Below are 12,471 nucleotides of genomic sequence, written 5' to 3'. Positions count from 1 at the left end.
AGAAAGGACCTCAGCCAACACCGCCGACACAGCTGGCTCCACCCTGGCTGCCTCCGGCAAGTTGACGTCTATTAGCAACACTGTGTTTAATTAAAGACTAGTCGTCAATGTAGCTACCACCTGGGGCTAAGGCAACTGTTATTAACACGCACTACCGTAGCCGAGAGTTCGCCAAATATGGGTTCAGCCGTGGGAGTTGTCTTAGCGGCGCGGTTCATGCCGCTTAGACAACTGGCGTCTTTGAGACGCGACTTTCGGCTCAAAGCGAGGCGTCGAGACCGTCCTTTGGCTCGGCCCGTCCGCCCCAGCGTTCCAACCCATATTTGGCGAACGGTAGGCGACCAGTTCAAATTATGTGGCTGAAAACGACAATTTTTGACGCTATGAGTCGCATGCTAACACTAGTTCCAGCTGATTTTTGTTTTTCAACCTTCAGAAGTTATTTAAAGAGAATGGGAGGCGGTTGTATGCGTACGGTTTGGGCGATGGTGTGTGGCACCATCCGCGACCAAGTGGATTTTAGTCTGATCATGGATTACCTCTTGCGTTGCCGGGAAAAAGGCATCATTCAGGGCATCGTGGTCAGCACGTGGGTCCATGAATTTGACGGGCTAGGGGATTTACAAATGCACCTGGCCCTAAACAACGTGGACGTCATCCAGTCGCCAACCAATGAGGGGCTGGTGGGCAATATGCAAGCCAACTCCGTGAATTATTGGCGTCAGGCCAAGCAGATGCAAGCGGCGTTGGACCGGATCCCGCCGGAGGCCATCGTCTTGAAGACGCGCACGGACCGGGCATTGCCGGCGACCAAAAAACTGATCGCCATGCTGGCTGAGCCGGACCCGTTGCCGTTGGTGAGCGACCGAGCTCAAGCCACGGGGATAACTCAATTGCCGCGGGTGTTCGACCATCAAATCGCCATCTTCAAGGCACGGACGGGACGCATCCTACAATTCACGGATTTCGCATTCATGGGGTACAGCCGTGACGTCCGCAAGCTGGTGAACTTTGACATTTCTGATTTCACCTTCACGCGCGGGCTGGTCGCCAACATTCAATTTTTCATTTACCCGTTCATCCGGGACTATCCGGTCATCCGCGACTATTACCGGGTCATTGACTTCTACCCGTTGCTGGCGGATCTGAAGACCTATACCACGAACGGTGGCACGGCGTTTCCGAAATTTTTCGAGCGCGTCTACGCGGCCTACTTCGGCTTGTTGGCCCTACATTTTCGCATCGGCAGCTTGCCGGATCCGACGAAATTAGGACCGGTGACGTTGCCCATCGAATTTGCCGACCTTTTTCACTCTGGGCAAGGCAAGCACCTGGTGCACGATGCCTTGGGCGTGACCTTGAACTCCCAAGAGATTCTAACGGCCTTCATGTCCCAGACGGTGGCGCCAACACCGGTTAATCGGCATTGGTGGCAACGCAAATCGGCTCAGCCAACCCCGCAGCCGGCGGTACAAGACGCGGCGACCAAGCATGTGTTGGCGGCCATGGCGGCGCTATCACCGGCAACTTTGGACCGGATCACGGACGCGGAGTTGGCGGAACTAAAGACGTTTGCGGCCAATCGAAAATTTTCGTCCCATGCCTGGTTGCGCATCCAGCAAGGGGACCTGCAGCCGCAGTCGCCGACCTATACCCAGTCGTTGCGCTACCAGTTGCCTGGCATCAGCGCGGCGGACCAAGACGCGCTGTGGCAACAGCTAGCCGAAAGCACCAGTGCCAATCGCGTGCTCTACCGCTACTGGCGTGACCACAACATCGCTCCGGAAAACGCCGCGGCTTACCTGATGAGCAGCGCGCGAACGGATAACCGCTTCAGCATTCTGACCGTGACACGCCTGTTGCGGCAGGGCTTCTTGGATGGGCCGACGACGGCCGAAGTGTTACGCATCAACGATTTCTTTGCCAGCTTTCACGTCCGCCACGGCCGCATGAATGCGGAGATTGCGGCCTATTGCCTGGCCCGTTATCTGTACTTGGTCGAACATCACCAGCAGATTCCAGCGACGGCGACCGCGCAAGTGAAATTTGTGTTTAAACGATTTTTACCTGGTAAGTTCACTGAATTTCAAGCAATCGTCACCGATTCTGCGGCGCTGATCGAATTCTTTGATCAGGCCATTGCCGAGCGGCAGGGTACCAAGCAAACGTCAGCCCGGCAGCGCGTCATCGAAATGGCCCTGGAGGTCACCCACGACGCGAAGTACTGGTTGCAACTGGAACCGCTATTTAACGGGCGTTACCGGAATTACGAGTACGCCTATCGCTATGGGATTTCTTGGCAGTTGATCTAGTGTTGGCTGAGGTTTTTTCTCAACCTACAGCGCAGGACGACTTGAGAGACTGGCGGGCTTTGCCAGGCTTTCAAGCGAGCCGGAAGACCGCTCCTCAGGCTGGAGGCGCTTCCCCATAGCAGGTGGAACCCTGGCTGACTCAGGCGTCTGGTTTCATCAATATTATTTTTAAGAAAAGATTTGATTTGGAGGGATTCACGTGGCACAGCTGACGATGCAACAGATACAAGAGATTGTAGGTGGCAAATGGGTCGTTGCCCCGCAAGATGAAACGGCGACCATCCAGCATTACGGGCTCTACGGCGGGGAGATTCGCCGCGACATTGGCGCCAATAACCTATTGTTCGCGATGTCGCTAGAGCACTGGCAACACGGGTCGGGCAACTCGGGCGTGTATTTGCACACATTTAAGGACAATCACGACCGAGTGGCGGCCTTGCAAGACTACCTCAAGATGGCCATCGTCGAGCGGCCCGTGCCCACGAGTTCGGTCCCACAGCTGCAGGTACCCGACGCCTATCAGGCGATGGAAAAATTGGTGCGCGTGATCCAACCGGCTTATCAAGGCAAGAACATTGGCGTGACCGGATCGGTGGGCAAGAGCACGACCAAGACTTTGATCGCCTATCTCCTCCAACACCTGGGGCCGACCGTGAGTTCCGTGGGCAATCACAATTCGCGGACCAGCGGAAAGATTCAGGCGCTCAACGTTGAGCAGAGTCAATACAACGTCTTGGAGCTGGCCGCCATGGCCCTTAACTACCAAGAACCTGGTCAGGATCGGATCGGCATTGCCGCGCTGATTGCTTTTGACCTGGCCGTCTTGACCCAGGTCGATGCTGGGCAAAAAGGATGGGACGCTCGCTTGACGGCGGACGTCAAGACCCGGATGGGCGCCAGTTTAAAGCCGGGGGCGCCATTTTTGGTCAACTCGGCCATTCACAATCTGGATGAGGTCACTGATTTTGTGCATCGTTACACGCAAAACTTGGTCACGTACGGGCTGACACCAGACAGCGACTACGCTGGCCAACTCGATGCCCATGGCCAATTAACGCTGGTCCACCGCGGCATTCGGCTGGGTCAGCTTGACGCCACGGGGCTGGATGAGGGCATGGTCAGCGACATGGTGGGGGCCTTAGCCGCCTACCACCTGTTGGGTGGGCAACTGACGCCCGCCATCTTGCTGGACTTTAGTGAAAAATGTGCGCAGACCAGCACCCGCAAGGTCCACCACTTTGTCGCTAATGGTCATCAGATCACCATCGTGGACGATACCCACAACGCGGAACTGTTGTCGATCAAGAACTTTATTCACTATGCCCAGCACTACCAGGTGACGCCCCACACCAAGAAGCTCTTTATCGAGGGCCGGGTGATCAACCTGCGCAAGATTTCGGTCAAGACCCACACGGAAGTGACTCAACTCCTGAATCAGGCCAACTTCGATCAGTTTTACACCTATGGGCCCGAGATGGACTGGGTCATTCCGGCTGCTGATTTTGCCAGCTATGGCGGCTACTTTACCACGCCCCGGGCGGTGACCCGAGCGATTGCTCAGACGGCGGACCAGGACCTAGTCATCTTCATCAAGGGAGATAGTCGTAACAGCTCCATCGACCGCATCGCCGATAACCTGATGGCCAATCTGGACTATGAGGCCACGCCGGCCAGCGCCTTTGCCATGAGCATTGGTGAGCCCCAACCGCAAGCCTACAGTCGCAACGGGGTCGGTCGGCTCCTGATCATTTTAAAAGTTATGGAGGAACTGGCGGCCGGCAAGCTGCAGTTGACGGATGCACTGACCATCACCAACCCGATGCCCAAAGACCACAGTCGCCACAAGGTGGGCCTGGCCAAGGGGGCCGCGTACACGGTGTTTGATCTACTGACGATCGCCATTGTCGCCTCGGCACCAGACGTCATCACCAACCTGGCTGAGCATCTGTACGGCCGGCACGGCCGGCAAATTGTGCAGGCGCTCCAGCGTCACGCTGCCCAGCTAGGCTTGTCGGATCAAACCGTGGCCAACGTCACGGGCCGGCCGACCAAGCGACCCCAACGCACCTACTTGGCGGACCTGGAAAAAATTGGCGAAGCCTTTACCCGCTTGCCCAATGGTGTTTTCAGCCTGTTGAGTGCACAACAGATCATGGTGAACGGGCATTTTTATCACAAACGCTCACAGCTATTTAAGACCGGCAAGATCGCCGGTTCGCTGTTCAACGACTGGCAGGAACAGTCTGGGTTGTTCTTCACCCAAGACCAGCAGGGCAAACACGCGGTGGCCTTCATCAACAGTCCGCACCTCAGCACTACGGACGCGTTGATGGCCGATTGGGTCGATGCCCAGGCGGATAGTGCTCAGTTGATCCCGGCCAACACCACGGTAGCCCTGCAAACGCCCGTGATCAATCTGCTGGCCGATACCTATTTTGGCGAGGATTATACCCGTCGGCGGGAGCACCGCGGCCAGCCGGATGCGCTACAGAAATACGGTTACGGGCATTCGTTTGAAAAGATTGGCAAGTTCTTCAGTCCCACCGCGTACAATTTATTTAATTTCGAGGCGGTCTTTGCGCAGGGGGCCAGTCCGTTGGATGCGGTGAAACCCTTTGTACTGGACGCCCGGGCGCAGCCGACGCTAGCGGAACTCCAGCGGCACCACTTTGACCTGGCCATGCTGGGGAACAATCATGCCAACGACTACGGTCCAGCGGCGTTGACGGACACCTTGGCGGCCTTCCACGATGCTGGTATCGCGACCGTGGGGGGCGGGGTGGACCGCACCGATGCGCGCCGCGTGGTCACGTTGGACTACGACGGCCAGCAGGTGGCGTTGTTCAACGGCTACTGGTACCGCAATCCAGCGGAGAACCTCTTTGACTTTTACGCACGAGCCAATCGGGCGGGGGTGGCCTGTTTGGACACACTGATGGCACAAGACATTCGCCGCTACAAGCAGGCCCATCCCAGTGCGCTGGTCTTAGTGAGCGCCCATTGGGGGACGGATTACGGCGACGTCAAGCCCGCCCAGCGCGAAACGGCGCACCGGTTGGTTCAGGCGGGGGCCGACATCATCATCGGCCACGGCCCGCACCGGCTGCAGCCCATCACCTACATCGGCGCGGCGCCCGTGCTCTACAGCATTGGCAACGGCGTTTTCAACAACAACGGTGAATTCAAGAAGCGTGATGTGCCGCCATACGCCGCCATTGTCCGGTTGAACCTAGCTGAGCGGCGGCTGTACTGGTGTCCCATCTATGCGGATAACCGCCAGACCTTCTGGCAACCGGACTTCGTGTCGGCCGACGATTTTGCGCAAATCGTAGCGACCGATGGCCCGAAATTTGCGACGACCCAGCTCGAGGATGGCATCTCTGCCGTGGTCATCCCGTTTTAGCGGTCAAGGGGGGAACGCGTCATGAAAAAAGTGAAGTGGCTCGGCGTCTGGTTGGGGCTGGCCCTCCTGATTGGCGGTGCCATGTGGGGGATGAGTCGGATGTACCGCGGGATGTTTGGCAATAACCATTACTACCAGCGGTCGCGGGCCTACACCACCCAAGACGGCCTGTTGAATCAGAAAATGCGTTCGGCGCGGCAGATGCGGCAACTGACCGCACTGACACATGGCACACGCTACACCGGTAACTGGAGCCTCGACCAGGCCGCGACGACCTACCACTACCGGGTGGGTCAGGACAATATCAGTAATTTTATGGGAGCGGACGCGACCTTACAGCTGTACACGACCTCTAAGCTGATGACGCCGGCCAAGGTTCGCGCGGCAGCGACCTTCTGGAATCGGCTGGCCGGCCAACGCATCGTCCAGGTGGTCGATACGGCGAAACGCAGCGACGAGGTGATCCACGATGCCCAACCGGCTAAGAAGGACACGTCGCTGGGCGGCCAGACCTATGATCGCCAGGGGATGGTTTTCTACCCGCAAAACTGGCGCTCGTCGGGCCTATCAGCGACAGAAAAGGCCGATTGGCAACAGGCCGTTTTGATTAGAGAGATTGGCCATGCCCTGGGCATTCCCAGTTTGGCGGGCGGTTCGCGAGGGACCAACGCCTTTGATCACGGCAAAATCGGTGCGGAGGTCATGGGCTACTGGTCCGTGGGCGCCGCGGCCCCGAAAGCCAACCGTCACGGCATCACCAGCACGAAAATGGACGGTGCGGCCCTGGCCTTAGCCGCACTGAGCTGGAAACGCCCGCAACGATTGGCGGATTGGGTCTTCACACAACACCCGGTCGTCGTTCACGTGCACGCGGGTCAGGTGTCAACGAAATAGCGCATTTATTTGGGCATGCGAACATCGGGATGCATCAACGATAACTCCTCGGGAAATGCGGTTCCTTGAGCGGTTAACAACCACACGGCAACTCATCGTTGAAGGGCGTTCGCGCAAAAAAGGACCTGACTGGTCAACTTCAATCCACCAGTCAGGTCCTTTTGGGTGCTGCATATTTATTTGGGTTAGGCAATTGGCGTCTTTGAGACGAGTTCTGCGGTTCAAAGCGAGGCGTCGAGACCGTTCTTTGGCGCGACCCGTCCGCCCTCAGCGTGCCAACTCATCGCTAGCGAACGGTCAGGCGGCCAGTTCCACTAGTCCAGAGTTAAAACCGCCGGGCCATAGACCAGGTTGACGCCGAGCTTATCGGCGACGTCACTGGCGTCTGCGGCGGTGACGTTAGCGGGGATCAACGTCAGCCCGTCGGCATCGGCCAGGCGCTTGCTGGCGGTCCAGTCGGCGATGCGGTCGTCACTGGCCGAACCGGTGCTTAGCACGTGATCCACGCCTTGACTGGCGAGCCAGTCCATGGCCGTGCCGCGGTCTTGGGGCCGAATGTGGTCAAAGGCCGTGCCAAAGGTCAAGGTCATGCCGCCAGCCGCCGCAATCAAGGTGCTGAGGACTTCAACGTCGAGTTGGTGTTGCGCGGTCAGTCCGCTGAGAATGGCACCGTCGACACCGAGTTGTTGGGCTTCCAGCAGGTCGGCTTCCATCATCTTGATTTCGACGCCGTTGTAAGGCGCTATGCCGCCCCGTGGGGCAATGACCAGCTCGAGGGTGACTTGGTGTTCGTGAGCGTAACGCACGGCCTCAGCCATGACCCCCTTACTGACGGTGGTACCCCCAACGGCCAGGTTATCCGCCAAAGCCACGCGTTTAGCCCCGGCCCGAATGGCTGCGGGGAGGTCTGTATAATTTTCTAATAACGGTTCAACTAATAGCAAAATCGTCGTCCTTTCTCCGCTTGCTTAACGCAAAGCGGCTAACAGTATGGTACAATATATCCACTCAATTCAATGCTGATGGGTTGGCAGATGCCACCCCAAAACTTTTAGGAGGGACGCCCGTGAAATCGGAATCCAAGCAACATCGTTCGTGGTTTTGGAACTGGGTCGTGAACAATCGGTTAGTTTCTATCCTAACGATCACGCTTCTTATTTTACTCATTTTGTTGGTCCTAAGTAAAGTCCCGTGGCTCGCCACGCCATTTGTGCTGGTCGGTCAGATCTTGGGGTTACCCGTGATCTTGGCCGGCATCGGCTACTACCTGATGAATCCGGTGGTCGATCGCTTGGAGCGCCGGGGGGTGCGCCGCAGTTGGACCATCATTGGCTTGTTTATCATCGTGGCGCTACTCATCGCCTGGGGCGTGCTTAGCGTGATCCCCATGGTGCAAAAGCAAACGACTATGCTGCTGGCGGAGTGGCCCCATTACTGGCATCAGATGACTCAGACCAGCCTGCAGTGGCTCAAGGATGACCGCTTAGACGGGATTCGGGACCAACTCGACCAGTTCAACCAACAGCTGTCGGCCAGCTCGTCTTCGGCCATCTCCGGCTTGGCTAAAACGACCGTCAGCTCGGTTGGTGGTATCGTCAGTCGGGTCGTGTCCATTGTGGTGGCGGTCGTGACGGCGCCGTTCATTTTATTCTACCTCTTGCGCGACGGTCATCAGTTACCCGATTATCTGGCCCGTTTGCTGCCGGTTCGGCGGCGGGCGTCGGTAGTGACGCTCTTGCGGGAAATGAACCGGCAAGTCAGCAACTACGTCCGCGGTCAATTGGTGGTCGCCTTTATTGTGGCAGTGCTGTTTTACGTCGGGTTCCTGATCGTTGGGTTGAAATTTGCGTTGCTGCTGGGTATTGTCGCCGGGGTGCTAAATTTGGTGCCGTATTTGGGGTCCTTTTTAGCCATGATCCCGGCGGTCGTGGTGGCGGCCATTATCTCCCCGTGGATGCTGGTGAAGGTGCTGATTGTCTTCATCGTGGAGCAGACGTTGGAAGGCCGCATCATTTCGCCACTGGTCTTGGGCAGTTCGCTCAAGATTCACCCGTTGACGATTATTTTTATTTTACTGATTGCCGGCAAGGCGTTTGGCGTCTTAGGCGTGGTCCTGGGAATTCCCGGGTACGCCGTGATCCGCGTCGTTGCCACCGAAATATTCCATTGGTACCAACAATTTGCTGGCGGTTACGAAGACGTCCAGCCAGTCAAGACAGAAACAGGAGAAGACATGCATGAAGAAGATTGATCAAGCCGCGCAGTTTTTGGCGGCACACACCCAGCTCTTTCGCTGCCCGGTGTGCTTAACCCCGTATGCCAGCGTGGACGGCCACAGTTTGGTTTGTCCCAACGGCCATAACGTCGACCTATCCAAGAAGGGGACGCTGTACTTTATGCAGCGCGCCGTGGCCAGTGAATATGACAACGCCATGTTAGCTGCGCGACGACGGATGCTACAGGCCGGGTTGTTTGCCGGCATCACGGCAGCCTTTGCGGCAAAATTACCCGCAAGTCCGCAAACGATTCTCGATGTCGGCTGTGGGGAGGGGACGCCACTAGATGACGTGCTCCATCGCCGGGCGGGACACCACGACGTTGCGGTGGGCTTTGACTTGTCCAAACCGGGCATCAACCTGGCGACGCAACTGGCGAATGACGCCTTTTTCTGCGTTGCCGACCTGGCGCAAATGCCGTTTGCGGACCACCAGTTTACGGCGATTCTCGACTTATTTTCTCCGTCAGCCTACCAGGAGTTCAACCGCGTGCTGGCGCCGGGTGGCCAGTTATTAAAGGTGATTCCCAATCCGGACTACCTGATCGAACTGCGCCACGCCATTTTCCCGGCGGACAGTGCCCACGCGAGCTACGACAACAGCAACGTTTTGGACCTGTTCCGGCAACACTACCCAACGGCCACGGCCGAGCGGATTCGCTACCAAGTCCCGGTCCCCGCCGAATTGTTTGCTGACCTAATGTTGATGACGCCCATGCACTGGGGTGCTGACGAAGCGCGTTTGGCCGCCGTCAAGGCCAATCCGTTCCCAGAAATCACGGTAGACGTGACGCTGTTAACCGCTGAGGGCGTGAAGTAAAACGTTTAATTTTTTGATAAAAAATGCTTGTGAACCTCACAGGACAGTGTTATATTAATCGATGAGAAATCGTTTGGCGGTCGACATCAGCGAATAACTGTTGGTGGCTGACAAGTAGCACTTCACTAAAGTAGCCCCTCGCCGTGCCCACACCGAGGAGCTGCTTTTTTGTACCGTTTTTTCTAAAGTTGAAAAGCGGTGGACAGACAGCCGAAAATGACCCGTTTCAGTCGCTGACGATTGGTTTATTATTTAAATAAATAAACGAATAAGAGGCTGATGGCAGTGAAATGGGTGCGGCTAATAGGACTTGCACTAATCGGGGTATGTGTTGGATGGGGCTGGCAAAGTGTGGCGCCAAGACCGGTGTTGGCGGATTCGAGTTACAGCCTGTCACTGAAGATGGTCAATGAAGACGCCAATAACCAATCGGCGTTTACCATCGTTTCGCCACTGACGGGCAAGCAGACATCTGTCCTCGACAAGACCATCACGGTGAACCAGCTACCGGACAGTGCGACCACGTATCAGGATGTCTTCGACGAATACGCTAAGGAAAATCCAACTGACACGGGTAATGGTACCCTCCAAGAAGACATTCCGACACATTTGGTAGCGTTCTCTAATTATTTGAATGGCATTTGGAATACGAATGACATCTTTGATATGGCCTATATCAAGGGTGTTTCCCAACAGCCATTGGCAGATGGTGCCGCCAATTTTACGTCGGCTTGGACGGACGCCAGTGGGGTGGCATCATATACGGGCCCGGCCAAATTCACGCTTGACCAAGCCGGGTTTAAGCAGCTATTGGCCCAAAAGATTGCGCGCACGACGACTAGCCAGACCCTGGAGATTCCGTTTAAGGCGACGACAACGGCGATGCAGGTGCATTTCCAGACGTCAGATGGGGCGGCGTTACCGTCATTTGCCGACAGTCCGCTTCAGGCACCGATGACTGATAAGACGATTACGGGGTACGTTGGGCAAACGGTCGATGATGAGATGTTTATTCCCAAACTTACCGGATACACGGCCGATAAAACCAGTGTGACCTTCACTGGGACGACGGATCAACGGGCGACCGTCACGTACATTGCCGATGCAGATCTGATGACCACCACGATTCATTATCAATACGCCGATGGCACCACGGCGGCTGCTGATAAGGTGATCTACGGGTACCATACGGCGCAGGGGCAGGAGCCAAGTTCCACCGTGACTTCACCGACGATTACGGGGTATACCGCTTCGCAAACCAGTGTCCCCGTGGCCTTTGATGGCACGGCCAAGCGTCAGGAGATCACCGTGACCTACACGAAGACGGCTGAGAATAGCGCGCCGACCGGTTCAGCCACCAGTTCAACAACGACTGGCTCGTCGGTCAGCGGGGATGCAGCGGCCAGTTCCGGCAGTGCAGCCAAGGTCAGTTCGCCAGTGTCGGTGACCAGAAAAGTCATCCTGGCACGGCGCCAAATTGCCCGTTACCGAACGCCGACCTTCTCGCGAGCGACGCGGCAAGTCGTTTACGAAAAGCAGCCCCGAGCACAACGTCCAGAATTCCTGGTTCTAGGGTATGCGCGATCGAAGCAAGGGCGGTTGCGTTATCACGTGCGCGACATCACCCCTCATAGCCGCACCAAGGGGCAGACGGGGTATGTGACGACTAAAGCCGCCTACGTGACGGCGGCCTATTATCAAACCCAACCGCGACGGATCAAGGTCTTGGCTCGAGGCCTCAACGGCTATCGGACCCGTGCGTTGACTCACCGACGCCACCATTATCGGGCCGGCCAGATTCTGCGCGTGAAAAAACTGGTCCACGACCATCTGACCACGCGCTTATTGTTGACGAACGGCGATTACGTTTCGGCCAACAAGCGCTTGATTATTCAGGTGACTGAGGGTTGAAAAAAGAGTGGGCCAACAGGCGCAACCAGTTGCCTGTTGGCGCACGTTTCGACCGTGAGGCCACTTTGAGACGCGGCTTTCGGCTCAAAGCTAGGTGTCAGAACACTACTGTTACAACAACTAGCGCGTTAATTTCACTTGCAACCTTCAGTAGGTGAAATAATTGCTGACAAATTGGTTCAGGTTTTCCAATAACGGGGAACCTGAACCTTTTCGTCTTTGCGCCCAAAAGCCCCGGTAGATTTGCCGGTGCCCCTTGTCAAAGCAACCCCGCAATGGCTATAATAATGAGACAGAACGAATGTTTGACAACAGAACGGAGAAGAGAATTTATGAGCAATCACATTGTGTTATTTGAACCGCTGTTTCCGGCCAACACCGGTAACATTGCCCGGACTTGTGCTGGTACCGACACTATTTTGGACCTGATCAAGCCCCTCGGCTTTTCTGTCGACGACGCCCACTTAAAACGGGCCGGTCTGGACTACTGGGACAAGGTGGATGTCCGTTACCACGACAATTTGCCCGCCTTTTTGGAGACGGTGAGTGATCCCACGCAACTGTACTTAGTGTCTAAGTTTGCCGACCAGGACTACACGGAACCGGATTACCAAGTCAATGACCACGACCATTACTTCTTATTTGGTAAGGAAACCACGGGCTTGCCGGAACCCTTCATGCGCAAGCACGCGGAAAAATGCATCCGCATCCCGCAAGACGACACCCACATTCGGGCGCTCAACCTGTCCAACAGCGCGGCCATCGTCATCTACGAAGTCCTGCGGCAACAACAATTTCCGAAATTGGAACGGGTCCACAAGTACCCGCACGATAAATTAAAGTAAGCGAAAGGAGG

The 12,471-nt window shown here is 56.3% G+C and carries 8 protein-coding genes; 7 read left to right on the top strand and 1 reads right to left on the bottom strand.

Annotation, left to right across the window (positions count from 1 at the left end; genetic code table 11):
- The first annotated feature begins 467 nt into the window (after positions 1-467).
- The 3 genes from LKH74_RS02390 to LKH74_RS02380 all read left to right on the top strand — a co-directional run bounded on the left by LKH74_RS02390 (position 468) and on the right by LKH74_RS02380 (position 6,609).
- Positions 468-2,312, top strand: coding sequence for a hypothetical protein (locus LKH74_RS02390; RefSeq protein WP_287707763.1), 1,845 nt, complete (start codon positions 468-470; stop codon positions 2,310-2,312).
- 199 nt (positions 2,313-2,511) lie between these two features.
- The gene (locus LKH74_RS02385; protein ID WP_287707764.1) at positions 2,512-5,715 is read left to right on the top strand and encodes a CapA family protein; all 3,204 of its coding nucleotides are present in this window, start codon (positions 2,512-2,514) and stop codon (positions 5,713-5,715) included.
- A gap of 21 nt (positions 5,716-5,736) precedes the next feature.
- Positions 5,737-6,609: a hypothetical protein gene (locus LKH74_RS02380; RefSeq protein ID WP_287707765.1), complete on the top strand. Its 873-nt coding sequence runs from the start codon at positions 5,737-5,739 to the stop codon at positions 6,607-6,609.
- Positions 6,610-6,923: 314 nt separating this feature from the next.
- Here the strand turns inward: LKH74_RS02380 and LKH74_RS02375 are convergent, their stop codons facing one another.
- Positions 6,924-7,553, bottom strand: a complete 630-nt coding sequence (locus LKH74_RS02375; protein ID WP_135368479.1) for a copper homeostasis protein CutC — start codon at positions 7,551-7,553, stop codon at positions 6,924-6,926.
- A 122-nt stretch (positions 7,554-7,675) separates the two neighbouring features.
- Between LKH74_RS02375 and LKH74_RS02370 the strand changes: the two genes are divergently transcribed.
- From LKH74_RS02370 to LKH74_RS02355, 4 genes are all read left to right on the top strand, one after another.
- On the top strand, positions 7,676-8,860 hold the full coding sequence (locus tag LKH74_RS02370; RefSeq protein WP_287707766.1) for an AI-2E family transporter: 1,185 nt from the start codon (positions 7,676-7,678) through the stop codon (positions 8,858-8,860).
- The gene (locus LKH74_RS02365) at positions 8,847-9,704 is read left to right on the top strand and encodes a methyltransferase domain-containing protein (protein ID WP_287707767.1); all 858 of its coding nucleotides are present in this window, start codon (positions 8,847-8,849) and stop codon (positions 9,702-9,704) included. The genes LKH74_RS02370 and LKH74_RS02365 overlap by 14 nt, the downstream gene beginning before the upstream one ends.
- A gap of 351 nt (positions 9,705-10,055) precedes the next feature.
- Positions 10,056-11,615, top strand: a complete 1,560-nt coding sequence (locus tag LKH74_RS02360; RefSeq protein WP_287707768.1) for a DUF5776 domain-containing protein — start codon at positions 10,056-10,058, stop codon at positions 11,613-11,615.
- Between the two features lie 332 nt (positions 11,616-11,947).
- The gene (locus tag LKH74_RS02355) at positions 11,948-12,460 is read left to right on the top strand and encodes a tRNA (cytidine(34)-2'-O)-methyltransferase (RefSeq protein ID WP_135368475.1); all 513 of its coding nucleotides are present in this window, start codon (positions 11,948-11,950) and stop codon (positions 12,458-12,460) included.
- The last annotated feature ends 11 nt before the right edge of the window (positions 12,461-12,471 follow it).

This window comes from Levilactobacillus sp. (assembly GCF_022646225.1).
Lineage (GTDB): Bacteria > Bacillota > Bacilli > Lactobacillales > Lactobacillaceae > Levilactobacillus > Levilactobacillus suantsaiihabitans.
This window is presented reverse-complemented; position numbering and strand designations above follow the sequence as displayed.